Origin of the sequence: Planococcus versutus, from assembly GCF_001186155.3 — a bacterium.
In the GTDB taxonomy this organism is placed as follows: domain Bacteria; phylum Bacillota; class Bacilli; order Bacillales_A; family Planococcaceae; genus Planococcus; species Planococcus versutus.
In genome coordinates this window covers 113,485-131,545 of the sequence record NZ_CP016540.2, presented here as the reverse complement: position 1 = coordinate 131,545, position 18,061 = coordinate 113,485, and the positions used below count along the sequence as shown (strand labels likewise).

The 18,061-nt window shown below is 41.3% G+C and carries 18 protein-coding genes; all 18 read right to left on the bottom strand.

Features of this window, described 5'->3' with window-relative positions; translation table 11 throughout:
* Positions 1 to 9: 9 nt before the first annotated feature.
* On the bottom strand, positions 10 to 294 hold the full coding sequence (rplW, locus tag I858_RS00640) for a 50S ribosomal protein L23 (protein WP_049694549.1): 285 nt from the start codon (positions 292 to 294) through the stop codon (positions 10 to 12).
* Entirely contained in the window at positions 294 to 917 is a 624-nt protein-coding gene (gene rplD / locus I858_RS00635; protein ID WP_049694548.1) for a 50S ribosomal protein L4, read from the bottom strand. The genes rplW and rplD overlap by 1 nt, the downstream gene beginning before the upstream one ends.
* A gap of 29 nt (positions 918 to 946) precedes the next feature.
* Positions 947 to 1,576, bottom strand: a complete 630-nt coding sequence (rplC, locus tag I858_RS00630) for a 50S ribosomal protein L3 (RefSeq protein ID WP_049694547.1) — start codon at positions 1,574 to 1,576, stop codon at positions 947 to 949.
* Positions 1,577 to 1,624: 48 nt separating this feature from the next.
* Positions 1,625 to 1,933, bottom strand: coding sequence for a 30S ribosomal protein S10 (gene rpsJ / locus I858_RS00625; protein WP_006828927.1), 309 nt, complete (start codon positions 1,931 to 1,933; stop codon positions 1,625 to 1,627).
* Positions 1,934 to 2,188: 255 nt separating this feature from the next.
* Complete coding sequence (locus tag I858_RS00620; RefSeq protein ID WP_049694546.1) at positions 2,189 to 3,511, bottom strand: Na+/H+ antiporter family protein; 1,323 nt, start codon at positions 3,509 to 3,511, stop codon at positions 2,189 to 2,191.
* A 147-nt stretch (positions 3,512 to 3,658) separates the two neighbouring features.
* Positions 3,659 to 4,246, bottom strand: a complete 588-nt coding sequence (gene leuD / locus I858_RS00615) for a 3-isopropylmalate dehydratase small subunit (protein ID WP_049694545.1) — start codon at positions 4,244 to 4,246, stop codon at positions 3,659 to 3,661.
* A gap of 25 nt (positions 4,247 to 4,271) precedes the next feature.
* Entirely contained in the window at positions 4,272 to 5,690 is a 1,419-nt protein-coding gene (leuC, locus tag I858_RS00610; RefSeq protein ID WP_049694544.1) for a 3-isopropylmalate dehydratase large subunit, read from the bottom strand.
* Between the two features lie 18 nt (positions 5,691 to 5,708).
* The gene (gene leuB / locus I858_RS00605) at positions 5,709 to 6,809 is read right to left on the bottom strand and encodes a 3-isopropylmalate dehydrogenase (protein ID WP_049694543.1); all 1,101 of its coding nucleotides are present in this window, start codon (positions 6,807 to 6,809) and stop codon (positions 5,709 to 5,711) included.
* A gap of 30 nt (positions 6,810 to 6,839) precedes the next feature.
* On the bottom strand, positions 6,840 to 8,381 hold the full coding sequence (locus I858_RS00600) for a 2-isopropylmalate synthase (RefSeq protein ID WP_049694542.1): 1,542 nt from the start codon (positions 8,379 to 8,381) through the stop codon (positions 6,840 to 6,842).
* On the bottom strand, positions 8,368 to 9,402 hold the full coding sequence (ilvC, locus tag I858_RS00595) for a ketol-acid reductoisomerase (protein WP_049694541.1): 1,035 nt from the start codon (positions 9,400 to 9,402) through the stop codon (positions 8,368 to 8,370). Before ilvC ends, I858_RS00600 begins: the two co-directional genes overlap by 14 nt.
* 28 nt (positions 9,403 to 9,430) lie before the next feature.
* Positions 9,431 to 9,943 (bottom strand): acetolactate synthase small subunit, encoded by a 513-nt coding sequence (gene ilvN, locus I858_RS00590; RefSeq protein ID WP_049694540.1) that lies wholly within the window; start codon positions 9,941 to 9,943, stop codon positions 9,431 to 9,433.
* Positions 9,940 to 11,667: a biosynthetic-type acetolactate synthase large subunit gene (ilvB, locus tag I858_RS00585; protein ID WP_049694539.1), complete on the bottom strand. Its 1,728-nt coding sequence runs from the start codon at positions 11,665 to 11,667 to the stop codon at positions 9,940 to 9,942. Before ilvB ends, ilvN begins: the two co-directional genes overlap by 4 nt.
* 343 nt (positions 11,668 to 12,010) lie before the next feature.
* Positions 12,011 to 12,910: a branched-chain-amino-acid transaminase gene (gene ilvE, locus I858_RS00580; RefSeq protein ID WP_049694538.1), complete on the bottom strand. Its 900-nt coding sequence runs from the start codon at positions 12,908 to 12,910 to the stop codon at positions 12,011 to 12,013.
* 313 nt (positions 12,911 to 13,223) lie between these two features.
* Positions 13,224 to 14,411, bottom strand: a complete 1,188-nt coding sequence (gene tuf / locus I858_RS00575; RefSeq protein WP_049694537.1) for an elongation factor Tu — start codon at positions 14,409 to 14,411, stop codon at positions 13,224 to 13,226.
* Positions 14,412 to 14,525: 114 nt separating this feature from the next.
* Positions 14,526 to 16,604 carry an elongation factor G gene (gene fusA / locus I858_RS00570; protein WP_049694536.1) on the bottom strand — a complete coding sequence of 693 codons (2,079 nt, stop codon included), beginning with the start codon at positions 16,602 to 16,604 and terminating at the stop codon, positions 14,526 to 14,528.
* 51 nt (positions 16,605 to 16,655) lie between these two features.
* Positions 16,656 to 17,126: a 30S ribosomal protein S7 gene (rpsG, locus tag I858_RS00565; RefSeq protein ID WP_049694535.1), complete on the bottom strand. Its 471-nt coding sequence runs from the start codon at positions 17,124 to 17,126 to the stop codon at positions 16,656 to 16,658.
* Positions 17,127 to 17,170: 44 nt separating this feature from the next.
* Positions 17,171 to 17,590: a 30S ribosomal protein S12 gene (rpsL, locus tag I858_RS00560; protein WP_049694534.1), complete on the bottom strand. Its 420-nt coding sequence runs from the start codon at positions 17,588 to 17,590 to the stop codon at positions 17,171 to 17,173.
* Positions 17,591 to 17,766: 176 nt separating this feature from the next.
* Positions 17,767 to 17,940: a ribosomal L7Ae/L30e/S12e/Gadd45 family protein gene (locus tag I858_RS00555; protein WP_239457196.1), complete on the bottom strand. Its 174-nt coding sequence runs from the start codon at positions 17,938 to 17,940 to the stop codon at positions 17,767 to 17,769.
* Positions 17,941 to 18,061 lie beyond the last annotated feature (121 nt).

The following is an 18,061-nucleotide window of genomic DNA, read 5'->3' as shown; positions in this document are numbered from 1 at the left end:
TTATGGATATTAAATTTCAAATAGCTCGATGTCTTTAGACTCAGCAGTCAATTTAACAATCGCTTTACGGCGTTTGTTTGTATATCCTGCGTGTTTGCCCATACGCTTGAATTTACCTTTGTAGTTCATGATGTTGACTTTCTCAACCTTCACGTCAAAGATTTCTTGAATCGCATGTTTAACTTGTGTTTTATTTGCGCGAGTGTCCACATCAAAAGTGTACTTTTTCTCTGCCATTACTTCAGATGACTGCTCAGTAATGACCGGACGTTTTATTACATCACGTGCTTCCATTAACTAAGCACCTCCTCAATTTTCTCAATCGCTGCTTTAGTCATAACAATTTTGTCATGTCCAAGCAAGTCTAATACGTTAATACCTTCTGCTGTAATTACGGTCATACCCGCAAGGTTACGTGCAGATTTTGAAACATTCTCGTCCAGATCAGCAGTTACAAACAATGCTTTTTTGCCAATTGAAAGATCAGCAATCAACTGGTTGAAAGATTTTGTTTTTGGTGCATCAAATGTCAATCCTTCAAGTACCATCAAGTTTTCTCCAACTACTGCAGATGAAAGTGCAGAACGTAGAGCTAAACGACGGACTTTCTTAGGAAGTTTGTAGCTATAGCTACGTGGAGTTGGTCCGAATACGATACCGCCTCCGCGCCATTGTGGTGAACGGATCGACCCTTGACGAGCACGTCCAGTTCCTTTTTGACGCCATGGCTTTTTACCACCACCAGCAACTTCAGAACGATTTTTTACTTTATGGTTACCTTGACGAAGTGAAGCGCGTTGAGACACTACTGCGTCGAATAACACTGATTCGTTTGGCTCGATACCGAAAATATAGTCGTTCAATTCGATGTCGCCCACTTGTGAACCTGTTTGATTTAATAAAGCTACTTTAGTCATTCTTGTTTCCTCCTTTCTCTAAAAATATATTATTTCGCTTTAGTTGCCGATTTAACACGGATCAACGCTTTACGAGAACCAGGAACATTCCCTTTAACAAGTAGCAAGTTACGCTCAAGATCCACTTTCACGATTGAAAGGTTTTGAATCGTAATTGTTGTCCCACCCATTTGACCAGGTAATTTCTTTTGTTTGAATACGCGGTTAGGAGCAACCGGACCCATTGACCCAGGACGACGGTGGTAACGTGAACCGTGTGTCATTGGTCCGCGAGATTGTCCGTGGCGTTTAATAACACCTTGGAAACCTTTACCTTTTGTTGTTCCTGTGACATCTACTACATCGCCTTCTGCGAATACATCTACTTTGACTTCTTGACCAATCTCGTAATCAGCTAAGTTTACATTGCGAAGTTCGCGAATGAAGCGCTTAGGAGCAGTGTTAGCTTTTGCTACGTGTCCTTTAGAAGGTTTGTTCGAAAGCTTATCGCGCTTGTCTTCAAAACCTAATTGGATTGCTTCGTAGCCGTCAACCTCAACTGTTTTCTTTTGAAGTACTACGTTTGGAGCAGCTTCAATAACAGTTACAGGGATTAAATCACCGTTCTCAGCAAAAACTTGCGTCATACCGATTTTTCTACCTAAGATTCCTTTGGTCATGTTGTCACACCTCCTGTGGTTATTTGTGTTTTTCTATTTCGTTGCCGATTAAAGTTTAATTTCAATGTCAACGCCTGATGGTAAATCAAGTTTCATTAACGCATCAACAGTTTGTGGTGTTGGGTTAACGATATCGATTAGACGTTTGTGTGTACGCATTTCAAATTGCTCACGAGCATCTTTGTATTTATGAACAGCACGCAAGATTGTGTAAACTGATCTTTCAGTTGGCAACGGTATCGGTCCCGATACACTTGCACCTGAACGTTTTGCAGTTTCAACAATTTTCTCAGCAGACTGATCTAGAATTCTGTGATCATATGCTTTTAAACGGATACGAATTTTTTGTTTTGCCATTATTTTCCCTCCTTTTCGCCTATTTTTTATAGACATTCTCCACGAAAATTTTCCAATCACTCGCCATGGCAAAGCGGCCGGGTGTATCGGTAACCTCTCGCTTCATCGCAGTCAAAAGACCAACATTAGATATTATACAGAAGAAAAAAGAATTCCGCAAGTGGTTTCACGAAATTCTTTTTAATTCGCTTTTATTATTATAACAGGATATTTCAGAACATCAAGTCAGATGGAAATAGTCCGAACATTTAGAGCCTATCCTAGAGTCATTGCTGCAATCCAACCAAAAAGAACCAGTGGAATATTGTAGTGCATGAACGTCGGTACACACGTATCCCAGATGTGGTTGTGCTGTCCGTCAACGTTTAGCCCAGCAGTTGGTCCCAAAGTCGAGTCAGATGCCGGTGAGCCAGCGTCACCGAGTGCGCCTGCTGTTCCGATCAATGCGATGATCGCCATTGTCGAGAAACCAAACTCTAAACTCAATGGTACAAAGATTGCTGCGATGATTGGAATCGTTGCGAACGATGAACCAATGCCCATCGTCACAAACAACCCTACAACAAGCATTGCGAAAGCCGCAATTCCTTTATTGCCAGCAAACAGATCCGATACACTCGCAACTAACGGATCAATGGCTCCTGTCGCTTGTATGACTGCTGCAAAACCGTTAGCGGTAATCATTACAAAACCAATAAACGCCATCATACGCATTCCTTCAGTCAGCACCTCGTCTGCTTCACGCCACTTCATTGCACCAAAGACGTACAGCACTAAAATCCCTGCAAGTGCGCCAATGATCATCGAGTCTGTTTCCACTTGTGCGTATAATGCAGCGATCAACGCTAGGATTGTTACCACTACATCTTTTGTCGAAGCTTTCTTTTGCACAGTTCCTTCTATAGAAGTAGTTACCGTGTGATAGTCACGTGGCTTACGGTAAGAAATAAATACCGCAACGATCAAGCCTACTAGTAAACCTACTACTGGTATGGTCATCGCTTTCGTAATATCTGCCATTTCAATCGCCAATCCTGCTAGTTTCATTTGCTTATAAACAATCTCATGAAAAATTAACCCAAAGCCATAAGGTAGTAATATATAAGGCGCTGTAAGTCCAAACGTTAAGACTGCCGCGATCAAACGACGATCAATTCGTAATTCATTTAAAATGTGCAAAATCGGAGGCACCAATAACGGAATAAACGCAATATGAATTGGAATTAAGTTTTGCGAGAAAACAGCCATCGCTAACAAAGCAAGGACGATAAGTGCCTTGACTAAATTTTGCCGCGTTGCTTTGCCATCTTTGTTCATTAACTTAAGCATTCCTGAAACTAATAGCTCCGGAATTCCTGTACGTGATATAGCTACTGCAAATCCACCGAGCATCGCATAACTCAAAGCGATTGTTGCCCCTTCTCCTAAACCGCCTGTAAACGATGTAATGGTGTCTGCAAATGATAATCCACCACTTAGTCCACCTGCAAGCGCGCCGATCAATAAAGCAAAAACAACGTTGATACGTAACAAACTCAATACGAGCATGACCAAGACTGCGATAATAACTGCATTCATAAATAAAATCTCCTTTAGTTTGCTAAAGCGTTAAAGTGCATATTTAAAATTAACAAAATAAAAAATAGTTGTCAACAGAAGATTACTCTTTTATTTCAAAACGAAAAAAAGACCTTTTACGGTTAAGTAAAAGGTCTTCCACACAGATTAAGCACGTTGTTTTTCTTCATAAGCGGCTATGTAGGAATCATATTGGATCGTCAACGCAATTTCATCCCAGCCATTCAATAGCATTTCTTTCCAATACGGATCAATAGCAAATTTATAGCAAGTACCGTCTTGACTTATGACAGACTGCTCTTCTAAATTGATTTCTAATTTAAAATTTTGTTGCTGTCCTTTATCGATCAATTCATCCACTTCTTGATCTTTTAAGCGAATTGGCAAAATGCCGTTTTTAACACAGTTGTTATAGAAAATGTCCGCATAGCTAGGCGCAATCACTACACGAAATCCATAATCTAAAATGGCCCACGGAGCATGTTCACGAGAAGAACCGCAACCGAAATTTTCTTGTGCGACTAAAATTTCGGAGCCGTTAAAACGAGGATCATTCAATACAAAATTTTCTATTGGTGAACCATCAGCATGAAATCGCCAATGATAAAATAAATACTTACCAAATCCTGTTCGTTCAATGCGTTTTAAAAACTCTTTTGAAATGATTTGATCGGTATCTACATTTTTACGATCTAATGGTGTTAAGACGCTTGTAATTTGATTAATTGGTTTCATCGATTGGCCTCCTTACTGTTTTTTGTCATAGCGATGACACCGGTTCTTTCATATAGTGACGGACATCTGTCAAATGCCCTTCAATGGCAGCAGCTGCAGCCATTACAGGACTTACTAGATGCGTCATTGACCCTGCTCCTTGCCGACCTTCAAAATTCCGGTTCGAAGTGGATGCACAGCGTTCACCTGCAGGTACCGAATCTTCATTCATCGCTAAGCACATACTGCATCCCGTCTCACGCCATTCAAAGCCCGCTTCAAGAAATACTTGATCTAGTCCTTCTTGTTCAGCTGCACGTTTGACCGTTTCAGACCCAGGAACCACAATCGCCGTTACTGATGGATGCACTTTCTTCCCTTTAATGATTCTACTTGCCGCACGTAAATCACCTAGGCGAGCATTGGTACAAGAACCGATAAACACATGTTGGATCGCAATAGAAGAAAGTGGCATTCCCTCTTCTAAATGCATATAAGTCAAAGCTTGTTGCAGTGCGTCTTTGTCCGATTGCTTATCATAATCAGCAGTAGATGGAACACGCTCTGCAATACCTGAGCCCATTGACGGGTTTGTTCCCCACGTGACGAATGGAGAAATTTCATCCGCATGAATTGAAACGACCGCATCATACTTTGCGCCTTCGTCTGTTGCAAGAGCCAGCCAACGAGCCGCTTCTTTTTCAAATGCATCGCCTTCAGGAACATGTCTACGCCCTCTCAAGTATTCGACTGTTTTTTCGTCGGGGCTAATCAAACCTGCACGAGCGCCAGCTTCAATAGACATGTTACATACAGTCATACGTTCTTCCATCGACAACTCCCGAATGGCTCTACCCGTGTATTCCATAATATATCCGGTACCCATATCGATGCCAAATTTCGAAATAATGGCTAAAATAACGTCTTTGGAAGAAACACCAAAGCCCAGTTTGCCATCAATTCGGACTTCCATTGTCTTCGGCTTTGATTGCCAAAGAGTTTGAGTAGAAAGCACATGCTCTACTTCACTTGTGCCAATGCCAAATGCCAATGCGCCAAAAGCGCCGTGTGTTGAAGTATGGCTATCGCCACAAACTATTGTTTTACCAGGCTGCGTCAATCCTAGTTCAGGTCCAATAACATGGACAATTCCTTGGTCGGGATGATTCATACCCGCAAGTGGTACACCAAATTCGTCACAATTGTCCTGCAGGGTTTTGATTTGCTTACGCGATACGGGATCTGTAATCGTGTCCCGATTTCTTGTTGGCACATTATGATCCATCGTTGCAAAACACAAATCCGGCCGGCGCACTTTGCGTCCGTTTAATCGAAGCCCTTCAAACGCTTGTGGTGAAGTCACCTCATGCAATAAGTGAAGGTCGATATACAGCAGGTCCGGCTTTCCTTGCTCTTCGAAGACAATGTGTTGTTCCCAAATTTTTTCTATGATGGTTTTTGCCATGCCAACCGCTCCTTTTACTTACACATAAGAATACATGATATGTTCTGATACAAATTCTCGTTCCAGCTCTTCAACAACTTTTGTGACAAATTGATCGGTTGAGACGACTCGTTTGCCATTACCTGCTAAATCTCCCGTACAGTACCCGTCTTCTAGAACACCCATTACCGCTTTTTCAATAGCAGCAGCTTCTGTATCCAGTCCGAATGAATGTTTTAGCATCATCGCAGCTGACAAAATCGCGGCAGCTGGATTGGCTTTGTTTTGACCTGCAATGTCTGGTGCTGATCCGTGTACAGGCTCATACAGTCCAAAACCGTCTGAACGGATACTCGCAGATGGCAACATGCCAAGTGATCCTGTAATAACTGAAGCTTCATCACTCAAAATATCGCCAAACATATTCTCTGTAACCATGACGTCGAAAGCACGTGGATCTGTGATTAGTTTCATGGCTGCTGAATCGACTAGCATATGTTCAACTTCGATATCTGGATATGCAGCTTTGCGTTCTTCTACAACTTCGCGCCATAGCTTGCTCGTTTCCAAAACATTGGCTTTATCAACTGAAGTTACTTTGCCTCTACGTGTACGCGCAATTTCAAATGCTTGCGTTACAATACGTTCAATTTCTTCTCTTGTGTAAACCAATGTATCCACAGCTGCCTTTTCTGAGCGACGTTTTGGTTCACCGAAATACAAACCTCCCGTTAGTTCGCGGACAATGATCATGTCTACTTCTTTTGCTACTTCTTCTTTTAACGGAGAAGAACTAAGCAATGCTGGCACGGCTTTAACCGGACGAAGATTCGCAAACAAGCCGAAATGCTTCCGAATGTTCAAAAGCCCTTTTTCAGGACGCAAGTGAGCAGGATTAGCATCCCACTTTGTCCCACCGACTGCACCGAGGAGAATTGCGTCACTCGCTTCACAAACATCAATGGTTTGCTGAGGTAGCGGGTTATCAAATTGATCTACCGCTGCGCCACCGATTTCCGCATGCTTTAAATGAAAAGTATGTCCATAGCGCATTGCGATGGATTGCAGCACTTTTACCGCTGCATCTGTCACTTCCGGTCCGATTCCGTCTCCTGGCAATACTGCTATTGTTTTTTTCATTTTAAATTCCTCCTCGTTTGAGTTGTTCTTCTAAACCGCCGACATCCTAACTTTCTTTCCTACTTGAACAATTTGACGATTAACTGCGTTTAAATAAGCTTTCGCTGTTGCTTCTAAAACATCTTGTGCAACGTCGCGTCCCGTTACTGTCTCACCGTTATAACTCATATTGATAACTGCTTCGCCTAATGCGTCACGTCCTTTACCAATAGAAGTCACACGGTAATCTAAAATATGCACGTTGCCTTCCACAATCCGCTCTAGTGTATTAAAAATTGCTTCAACCGATCCTGCTCCCGTAGCTGCTTCACTAATTAGTTCTCCGTTCGGGTGATAGGTAGAAGCGGTAGCCGTCGGAATATTTGCCGTACCATACTGAACTTGAACGCTTTCCAACTTGTAGACCGGAGTTTCATCATCGTGAATTTGCTGATCTGTTAGTAAAACATACAAATCATCTTCCACAATTTCTTTTTTACGATCAGCTAGCTTCTTAAACTCAACGAATGCGTTGTTCAACTTTTCTTCAGATAAGTCAAAGCCCATTTTGATAGCACGGTCTTTAAAGGCATGGCGTCCAGAATGTTTACCTAGCACCAATTCAGTAGCTACATCACCAATCAATTCCGGAGTAATGATTTCATAAGTCAACGGGTTCTTCAACATACCATCTTGGTGAATTCCCGATTCGTGGGCAAAAGCATTTTTTCCCACTACCGCTTTGTTTGGTTGAATCAAGCTACCTGTTAACTGGCTTACTAGTTGACTTGTCCGTTTAATTTCATTTAATTTAATGCCTGTTTCGATATTGAAAATTTGTTTTCGGATATGCAAAGCAACCGCAATTTCCTCAAGTGCGACGTTACCCGCGCGTTCTCCGATACCATTGATGGTTCCTTCAATTTGAGTGGCTCCATTTTCAATCGCAGCGAGTGTATTGGCTGTCGCCATTCCCAAATCATTATGGCAATGTGCAGATAGCTTTACTTTTTCAATTCCTGCTACGTTGTCTGTCATATACTTAAACATTGCCCCATATTCTTGAGGGGTTGCGTAACCCACTGTATCTGGAAGGTTAATGGTCGTCGCGCCAGCTTCAATGACTTTACGGATAATATGCGCTAAGAATTCTGGATCTGAACGAGAAGCATCTTCCGCCGACCACTGAACTAGCGGAAAAAACTTACGTGCGTATTTTACGGATTCTACCGCAAGTTCAACCACTTGCTCGGGTGTTTTAAATAACTTTGTTTCCATATGAATAGGTGAGGTGGCTAAAAAGATATGGATATGCGGCTGTTCCGCTCCTTTTAACGCTTCCCACGTTTTGTCAATATCACTTTGTATCGAACGAGCAAGTCCGGTTACGATTGAATTTTTTACTGTGCCTGCAATTCGCTGCACAGCATCAAAATCTCCTGGCGATGAAGCTGGAAATCCTGATTCGATAATCGTCACGCCCAGGCGTTCAAGTTGACGGGCGATTTCAATTTTTTCTGCTGTATTTAAGTTAATTCCGGCCGACTGTTCTCCGTCTCGTAATGTTGTATCAAAAATATCAATTTGTGACATTAGCAGCCACCTCTTTTTGTTTAGTTTTCTTACCTTCATTAACGAATGGCATCATAGCGCGCAATTCACGTCCAACTTGTTCAATTTGGTGTGACTCTTCGGCTTTTTCAATTGCCGTAAATTCTGGACGGTTTAGTTGATTTTCAAGCAACCAACCTTTTGCGAATTTCCCTGTTTGGATATCCGTTAGAACATCTTTCATACGCGCTTTTGTATCTGCATCGACAATGCGTGGCCCTGATACAAAATCTCCCCACTGTGCTGTATCTGAAATTGAGTAACGCATGCCTGACAAACCACCTTCGTACATTAAGTCAACAATCAATTTTAATTCGTGCATGCATTCGAAATACGCAAGTTCCGGTTGGTATCCAGCTTCAACAAGTGTTTCAAATCCAGCTTTTACTAAAGAAGTCACACCACCGCAAAGAACAGCCTGTTCTCCGAATAGATCCGTTTCTGTTTCTTCTTTAAATGTTGTTTCCAAAACGCCTGCGCGTGTAGCTCCAATTCCTTTTGCATAAGCAAGCGCCACTTCTTGAGCTTGACCCGATACATCTTGATGAACTGCGAATAATGCAGGGACGCCAGCTCCAGCCTCGTACGTACGACGTACAAGATGTCCAGGTCCTTTCGGAGCTACTAGGAATACATCTACATCAGCAGGTGCAACAATTTGGTTAAAGTGAACATTAAAGCCATGTGCGAAAACAATTGATTTGCCAGCTTTTAATGATGGTTTGATTTCTGCATTGTAAATTTGTGTTTGTTTTTCATCTGGCACTAAAATCATGATGACATCTGCTGCTTGTGCTGCTTCTTTTACTGTAGCCACTTCCATACCGTCATCTCTCGCTTGATCAAATGACTTACCTGGGCGTACACCAACGATTACATCAAATCCAGATTCTTTTAAATTTTGTGCATGTGCGTGGCCTTGAGAACCATAACCGATTACTGCGATTTTCTTACCTTTAAGTACCTGTTCGTTTACGTCTTGGTTATAATACATTTTTGCCATTTTTAATTTCCTCCTCGAGTTTGGGTTTTTATAAGATATTCAATTGCGGTGCTTGTGCTTTTTGTGTTTCTCTAACAAAGGCTGATACCCCAGTTCGAGTGAGTTCTTTCACACCATATGGTTTCATTAAATCAATAAACGCTTCAATTTTTTCCGGGTCGCCTGTCACTTGAAAGGTTGTTACATTTTTGCTCATATCAACCACTGTTGCTCGAAACGGTTCAACGATACTGAGCACTTCATTTCTGATTGCTGACGGTACAACTACTTTTACTAGCGCAAGCTCTCTCATGACCATTGCTTTCTCCGTAATATCGTTCACTTTAAGTACATCAATTTGTTTTTGTAGTTGTTTTAGTAATTGTTCTAATTTCCCTCTATCTTCTACATTGACGACAAAAGTCATTTTCGATATGCCAGGCTGTTCTGTATGACCAACCGAGATGCTTTCGATATTAAACTGCCGCTTCATAAGCAAACCCGTGACGCGGTTTAACACACCACTCTGGTTGATCACCGTTGTTGTAATGACTCGCTTCATTCGCCTTTCACTCCGATCATTTCATTCAAGCCTTTGCCTGGTGCGACCATCGGATACACACATTCCAATTGGATCACACGGCAATCGATTAAGACTGGCTCTTTTGAATTAAATGCTTCTGCAAACACCGCTTCCGCTTCTGCCATTGTTTCTACTTTATAGCCTTTAATATCGTAAGCTTCTGCCAATTTTACAAAATCTGGTTGGATGGGCATTAACGACTGTGAATAACGCGATTCGTAAAATGTTTCTTGCCATTGTCTGACCATTCCTAAGCTTTGATTGTTTAAAATAACAATTTTTACGGGAAGTCTCAGCTCTTGAAGCAAAGATAATTCTTGCAACGTCATTTGGAACCCAGCATCTCCTACAATGGCTATGACTTGGTCATCCGGTTTGGCGAGTTGTGCTCCGATAGCTGCTGGAAACCCAAAGCCCATGGTGCCTAAGCCGCCTGAAGTAACCCAATTATGCGGATGATTAAAGCGGTAATATTGAGCTGCCCACATTTGATGCTGTCCTACATCAGTGGTTACAATTGCGTCGCCTCCAGTCAACCGGTGAATCAATTCAACTGCTTGTTGAGGAAGAATACCTTCTCGTCCTTTCATATGATACTGAAGTGGATATTCTGCTTTATCATCCGATAATTTTGCTAACCACTCTGTTGTACTCGGACTTTCAAATGGATGATTGAGTAATTGAATCAGCGCCTCTTTAGCATCCGATACAATCGGAATCGCTGTCGGAACATTTTTTCCGATTTCTGCTGGATCGATATCTATATGAATCACTTGAGCATTTGGTGCAAAGTGAGCAAGATTTCCAGTCAACCGGTCATCAAATCGAGCTCCCACATTTAGTAGCACGTCGCAATCACAAATTGCTGTATTGGCCGTGTAAGTCCCATGCATTCCAGCCATTCCTAAAAATAATTTATGTTCGCCTGCAATACTCCCTAACCCTAGTAAAGTATTAGTAATTGGAATTTGGTGTTGTTCTGAAAATGCTTTAAGCTCTGTTGTTGCTTTTGCTGCAAGTACACCAGCACCTGCTAGGATTAACGGCTTTTTTGCCTGTGATAGTAGTTGTGCGGCTTTTTGAATCTGTAAATAATTTGGTTGTAAAGTTGGTTGGTACCCTGGCAAATTAATCGCTTCGTCTGCGTTGTTGGATAAAAAAAATTCAGCAGCTATATTTTTTGGAATGTCTACTAGCACTGGTCCGGGACGTCCAGTTGAAGCGATGTAAAATGCTTCTTTTACGATTCGCGGTAAATCCGATACTTTTTTCACTTGGTAGTTGTGCTTCGTGATTGGTTGTGTAATTCCAACGATATCTGCTTCTTGGAAAGCGTCTGTCCCAATCACTGATGTAGCAACTTGTCCTGTGAAAATGACTAACGGTAAGGAATCCAACATGGCATCGGCTATTCCAGTTACTAAGTTTGTGGCACCTGGTCCAGACGTAGCAAGTACAACACCCGCTTTTCCAGTTACTCTCGCATAGCCTTCAGCTGCGTGAATTGCGCCTTGTTCATGTCTTGCAAAGATGTGGCGTATTGGATTTCTGTGTAAGGCGTCATAAATTGGTAGCACCGCGCCTCCGGGATACCCAAAAATCATTTCTACGCCTTGATTTTTCAAGGATTGAATCAACACATCTGCACCACTACCTGTTAATTGCTGCTTTACTTCTTCTCTAACCTGTACGTTTACTCCCAATCTTTCCGCCTCCTTTTCTAAGTTTCTTATAAAATAAAAAAACTTTTTCATCCCTACACAAAGAAACTTGTTCTTTGCATAGGGATGAAAAAGTTTCATGGTACCACCCTATTTTACTGCGCAACCGCAGCCTCGTGGACAAGCAATGCTTATCCGTTGATAACGATAACTTTTAACTTGCAAGTTACCGGGACTACCTAAACAGCTTACGCTTTTCAGCAATCCACTCGGAGGGGATGTCGCAAATGGTTGTATTACCGGCTTCCACCTGTACCGGCTCTCTGTGAATACAATTTTCATTTACTTTAACCTCGTCATTGAGTTAAACTAATATTCCGTTTTCTTACACTACATTTAAATGATCTGCATAAACTTTAACACCATCGTTTTGAACAAGTTCCCTAAAGGATTCCAGTAAATCAGTTGTGACAGAACCTGGCTTTCCTTCACCTATTACACGACCATCGACTTTAATCACGGAAATTACTTCAACAGCTGTACCAGTTAAGAACACTTCATCTGCGACATAAACATCATGCCTTGTGAAAACACCTTCTTGAATTTCATAGCCTTTTTTTGCCGCTACATCTATAATAGCGTTCCGTGTAATTCCTTCTAAAGCACCTACATAACCGGGAGGTGTTACAATTTTGTTTTTTCGAACGATAAAGATATTATCAGCAGAGCCCTCAGCTACATAGCCTTGATCGTTTAACATAAGAGCTTCAGATACACCTGCTAGGTTTGCTTCTAATTTCACTAAAATATTGTTCATATAATTTAAGGATTTAACTTTAGGACTCAATACATCCGAGCGACTTCTTCGTGTAGCAACAGAAACGATTTCAATTCCTGTTTCATACATTGACTTTGGAAAAAGAGATAACTCTTCTGCTATTACGATGACGCTTGGATGCGAACAACTATATGGATCTAATCCAAGATTTCCAACTCCCCGCGAAACAATAAGACGAATATAGGCATCCTTGAATTTATTTTCTCGCAAAGTTTGTACAACAATGTTAGTCATTTCTTCTACAGTGTGTGGAATCTCGAGCATTACTGATTTTGCTGAATCGTAAAGTCTCTCAAGATGTTCTTCTAATCGAAAAACATTTCCATTGTAAGAACGTATTCCTTCGAATACACCATCTCCGTATAAAAAACCATGATCATAAACTGAAACTTTAGCATCTTCTTTTTTTACGAACTCACCATTTATATAAATTACTTGTTCAGTCATGATGTTCACTTCTTTCTTAATATTATAATATGCAATATATCGAATTCTGTATGTGTTTTGTAAATTGTTGCTATCATATCGCCTATCGAAGAGTGTGTCAATATAATTTATTTCATTTTTTAGTTAATTTTGAACATTCCAAAATAATGTATCCGTTTTCATTATTGGTACCACTAGCTTTCTAGAACTTCCAAAAAAATTAGAATGCTTTTTAATTAGCACTTAATTAAGCTGCTTTCACATGCTTTAAAATAAAAAAAGACCTTGTCTCATAAATAATGAGACAAGGTCTTAAATCAACACTCAGCAGTTATTACTTAGTAATTGTAGCAACAACGCCAGCGCCTACAGTACGTCCACCCTCACGGATAGAGAACTTAGTTCCTTCTTCAAGTGCGATAGGAGAGATTAGAGAAACGATCATTTCGATGTTATCTCCAGGCATAACCATTTCTACACCTTCAGGAAGGTTACAAACACCAGTTACATCAGTTGTACGGAAGTAGAACTGTGGACGGTAGTTTGTGAAGAATGGAGTATGACGTCCACCCTCTTCTTTTGAAAGAACATAAACTTCAGCTTTGAATTCAGTGTGTGGAGTAATTGTGCCAGGTTTAGCCAATACTTGTCCACGTTGTACGTCATCACGAGAAACTCCGCGAAGAAGTGCACCGATGTTATCGCCAGCTTCAGCATAGTCAAGTAATTTACGGAACATTTCTACACCAGTTACAGTTGTAGATTTTGGCTCTTCAGTGATACCAATAATATCAACGTTATCACCAATTTTAATTTGTCCGCGTTCAACACGTCCTGTAGCAACAGTTCCACGGCCAGTAATTGAGAATACATCCTCAACAGGCATCATGAATGGCTTATCAGTATCACGTGGTGGAGTAGGAATATACTCATCAACAGCGTTCATTAATTCAACAATTTTTTCTTCCCACTCAGGCTCTCCTTCAAGAGCTTTAAGAGCAGATCCTTTGATAACAGGAATGTCATCGCCAGGGAAGTCATATTCAGAAAGAAGATCACGTACTTCCATTTCAACTAATTCAAGAAGTTCTTCGTCATCTACCATGTCGCATTTGTTCATGAATACTACTAGGTAAGGTACACCAACTTGACGTGAAAGAAGGATGTGCTCACGAGTTTGTGGCATTGGGCCGTCAGCAGCAGATACTACTAAGATTCCGCCGTCCATTTGAGCAGCACCAGTGATCATGTTTTTAACATAATCGGCGTGACCAGGGCAATCTACGTGTGCGTAGTGACGAGAGTCAGTTTCGTATTCAATGTGTGAAGTATTGATTGTGATTCCACGTTCTTTTTCTTCAGGAGCGTTGTCGATTTGTGCGTACGAACGAGCTTCCCCACCTGATTTTTTAGCAAGAACTGTAGCGATTGCTGCAGTCAAAGTAGTTTTACCATGGTCAACGTGACCAATAGTACCAATGTTTGCGTGTGTTTTTGAGCGATCAAATTTAGCTTTACCCATTAGAAAAATCCTCCTCGAAATATAAGTGTTGGTTTGTTTGATGTGCTGGAATAATAGGGCCCTATTACTCCGAGCATACAAACTATTTATACTGCATTAAAGATCGAAATTCAATTATTGACCTTTATTTTTTTTGATGATTTCTTCAGAAATTGATTTCGGTACTTCTTCATAGTGATCGAAGTGCATTGAGAACACACCACGGCCTTGCGTATTAGAACGCAATGAAGTTGCATAACCGAACATTTCTGCAAGAGGTACCATAGCACGAACAACTTGAGCGTTTCCGCGAGCGTCCATACCTTCTACACGGCCTCGGCGTGACGTAATGTCACCCATGATATCTCCAAGGTACTCCTCAGGAATAACAACCTCAACGCGCATAATTGGCTCAAGAAGAACCGGTCTAACTTTTGAAATTGCATTTTTAAGTGCCATAGAAGCAGCAACTTTAAATGCCATCTCATTCGAGTCAACATCATGGTAAGAACCATCGTACAATTTAGCTTTGATGTCGATCAATGGATATCCGGCAATAACACCGTTGTCTAGAGAGTCACGTAGACCCGCTTCAACAGCTGGGATGTATTCACGTGGAACAACACCACCAACGACAGCATTTTCGAATTCAAAACCTGCTCCTTCTTCGTTTGGAGAAAACTCGATCCAAACGTGTCCGAATTGCCCGCGTCCACCAGATTGGCGTACAAATTTACCTTCAACTTTAGCAGTGTCACGGAATGTCTCACGGTAAGATACCTGAGGTGCACCTACGTTCGCTTCTACGTTGAATTCACGACGCATACGGTCAACTAGGATATCAAGGTGAAGTTCACCCATACCCGCGATGATTGTTTGGCCAGTTTCCTGGTCAGTGTGCGCACGGAAAGTTGGATCTTCTTCTTGCAATTTAGCAAGGGCTTGACCCATTTTATCTTGATCTGCTTTCGACTTAGGCTCCACAGAAAGAGAAATAACTGGTTCTGGGAACACCATACGCTCAAGAATTACTTGTTGTTTCTCGTCACTCAAAGTATCACCCGTAGATGTATCTTTAAGTCCGATAGCAGCAGCGATGTCTCCGCAATATACTTCAGCAATTTCTTCACGAGAGTTTGCGTGCATTTGTAGAATACGTCCTACGCGCTCACGCTTTCCTTTAGAAGAGTTTTGAACATAAGATCCAGATTTAAGTGATCCAGAATACACACGGAAGAAAGTTAGTTTCCCTACATATGGATCCGTCATTACTTTAAACGCTAAAGCCGAGAACGGCTCGCTTTCATCAGGTCTACGCAATACTTCTTCGTCAGAATCCGGAAGAACACCAGTCATTGGAGGTACATCCAATGGAGATGGTAGGTAATCAATTACTGCATCAAGCATCAATTGAACCCCTTTATTTTTAAACGCAGTTCCACAAACTACTGGATAAAACTCAACATCTAGCGTTCCTTTACGGATACCAGCTTTAAGTTCTTCTACAGTAAGTTCTTCGCCGCTAAGATACTTTTCCATTAAGTCTTCATCAAGCTCAGCAACAGCTTCCACTAATTTAGTGTGCCATTCCTCTGCAAGTTCTTTATACTCTTCTGGAATTTCACCTTCAGTAATGTCAGTTCCTAAATCGTTTGGATAGAAGCGCGCGTTCATTTCAACTAAATCAATAATTGCTGAAAAGTTGTCTTCTGCACCAATTGGTAATTGAACTGGGTGAGCGTTAGCTTGTAAACGGTCATGCAACGTACCTACAGAATATAAGAAATCAGCACCGATTTTATCCATTTTGTTGATGAATACGATACGTGGAACTCCGTAAGTTGTAGCTTGACGCCAAACTGTTTCAGTTTGAGGCTCAACACCTGATTGAGCATCAAGAACTGTAACTGCACCATCAAGTACGCGCAATGAACGTTCAACTTCTACAGTGAAGTCTACGTGTCCTGGAGTATCGATGATGTTAACGCGGTGTTCTTTCCATGAAGCGGTAGTTGCAGCAGAAGTGATTGTGATTCCACGCTCTTGCTCTTGCTCCATCCAGTCCATTTGAGAAGCACCTTCATGTGTTTCCCCGATTTTGTGGATTCTACCTGTATAATATAAAATACGCTCCGTAGTAGTCGTTTTACCGGCATCAATGTGTGCCATGATTCCGATATTACGTGTTTTGTCTAAGGAGAACTCTCTAGCCATGTTGTTTTTCTCCTTCCGTTTCGGATTAAGATGTAAACATCTCGAAAGAAATTACCAGCGATAATGTGCAAACGCTTTGTTTGCTTCCGCCATTTTATGAATATCTTCACGTTTCTTAACAGCTGCACCAGTGTTGTTAGCAGCATCCATGATTTCATTAGCCAAACGCTCTTCCATTGTTTTCTCTCCACGAAGACGTGAATAGTTTACAAGGTAGCGAAGACCTAAAGTTGTACGGCGTTCAGGACGAACTTCAACCGGTACTTGATAGTTAGCTCCACCAACACGGCGAGCGCGTACTTCAAGAACTGGCATAACATTAGTTAATGCTTGTTCGTATACTTCAATTGGATCTTTACCGCTACGTTCTTTAACTAGCTCGAACGCTCCGTATAAAATCTTTTGTGAAGTACCTCTTTTTCCGTCAACCATCATTTTATTTACTAAGCGTGTCACCAATTTCGAATTATAAATTGGATCTGGCAACACGTCACGTTTAGCTACAGGACCTTTACGAGGCATGTATGTTCCTCCTTTCAACGAAGTAACTTCGTTAATTTAAAATATTATTTTTTTACTTTAGGACGTTTAGTTCCGTATTTAGAACGACTTTGCATACGGCCGTTTACTCCAGCTGTATCAAGTGCTCCACGTACGATATGGTAACGTACACCCGGTAAATCTTTTACGCGTCCGCCGCGAAGAAGAACTACACTGTGCTCTTGAAGGTTGTGACCTTCTCCAGGGATGTAAGCATTAACCTCAATTTGGTTTGTCAAACGTACACGCGCATATTTACGCAATGCGGAGTTTGGTTTTTTAGGTGTCATCGTACCAACACGCGTACATACTCCACGTTTCTGTGGTGATGTCACGTTAGTTTGAGACTTTTTGAAGCTGTTGTACCCTTTATTTAGAGCTGGTGAATCTGATTTTGTGCTCTTTGGTTTACGAGGCTTGTTAACTAATTGGTTAATTGTAGGCATCGATTTTTCCTCCTCTCAAAAGGTGTTCTAATACCACATATCCAGGTGGTTCATTTTTGGGTAAAAAACAAAGTCTTTGTGATTTACACAAAAACTGTTATCCAGTAATAGCCACAGCAGCTGCACTGACGTGAATGTCATATGCTTTGCCAAGCTTCAATCGTGAATCTGCAAATTCAACTCGAATACCTTTTTAAAACCAGATGGACAATCTGTTTGGTCATTCGATCGTTCGCGTCATTTGTCACTATTATCTCTGGGACAATACCGCTTTTTAATGCTTTTACTGTCTGCTTTGTACCGATGATTACTTCAGTTGTCTGTTTTACTTTTTCATTAGACATTTGCATATCTTCCAAAGCATCAGACCGTTAACCATCAACCCTTAACATATTATCATCCTATGATAATGCTGTCAACAAAGTTCTTAAAAAAATCCGGGGAGATTTTTGTAACATCCCCGGAATCTTA

Excerpts from the sequence above, each read along its gene's own strand:
- rplW (WP_049694549.1), bottom strand. The coding sequence starts at position 294 with ATGGAAGCACGTGATGTAATAAAACGTCCGGTCATTACTGAGCAGTCA.
- rplD (WP_049694548.1), bottom strand. The coding sequence starts at position 917 with ATGACTAAAGTAGCTTTATTAAATCAAACAGGTTCACAAGTGGGCGAC.
- rplC (WP_049694547.1), bottom strand. The coding sequence starts at position 1,576 with ATGACCAAAGGAATCTTAGGTAGAAAAATCGGTATGACGCAAGTTTTT.
- rpsJ (WP_006828927.1), bottom strand. The coding sequence starts at position 1,933 with ATGGCAAAACAAAAAATTCGTATCCGTTTAAAAGCATATGATCACAGA.
- I858_RS00620 (WP_049694546.1), bottom strand. The coding sequence starts at position 3,511 with ATGAATGCAGTTATTATCGCAGTCTTGGTCATGCTCGTATTGAGTTTG.
- leuD (WP_049694545.1), bottom strand. The coding sequence starts at position 4,246 with ATGAAACCAATTAATCAAATTACAAGCGTCTTAACACCATTAGATCGT.
- leuC (WP_049694544.1), bottom strand. The coding sequence starts at position 5,690 with ATGGCAAAAACCATCATAGAAAAAATTTGGGAACAACACATTGTCTTC.
- leuB (WP_049694543.1), bottom strand. The coding sequence starts at position 6,809 with ATGAAAAAAACAATAGCAGTATTGCCAGGAGACGGAATCGGACCGGAA.
- I858_RS00600 (WP_049694542.1), bottom strand. The coding sequence starts at position 8,381 with ATGTCACAAATTGATATTTTTGATACAACATTACGAGACGGAGAACAG.
- ilvC (WP_049694541.1), bottom strand. The coding sequence starts at position 9,402 with ATGGCAAAAATGTATTATAACCAAGACGTAAACGAACAGGTACTTAAA.
- ilvN (WP_049694540.1), bottom strand. The coding sequence starts at position 9,943 with ATGAAGCGAGTCATTACAACAACGGTGATCAACCAGAGTGGTGTGTTA.
- ilvE (WP_049694538.1), bottom strand. The coding sequence starts at position 12,910 with ATGACTGAACAAGTAATTTATATAAATGGTGAGTTCGTAAAAAAAGAA.
- tuf (WP_049694537.1), bottom strand. The coding sequence starts at position 14,411 with ATGGGTAAAGCTAAATTTGATCGCTCAAAAACACACGCAAACATTGGT.
- fusA (WP_049694536.1), bottom strand. The coding sequence starts at position 16,604 with ATGGCTAGAGAGTTCTCCTTAGACAAAACACGTAATATCGGAATCATG.
- rpsG (WP_049694535.1), bottom strand. The coding sequence starts at position 17,126 with ATGCCTCGTAAAGGTCCTGTAGCTAAACGTGACGTGTTGCCAGATCCA.
- rpsL (WP_049694534.1), bottom strand. The coding sequence starts at position 17,590 with ATGCCTACAATTAACCAATTAGTTAACAAGCCTCGTAAACCAAAGAGC.
- I858_RS00555 (WP_239457196.1), bottom strand. The coding sequence starts at position 17,940 with ATGCAAATGTCTAATGAAAAAGTAAAACAGACAACTGAAGTAATCATC.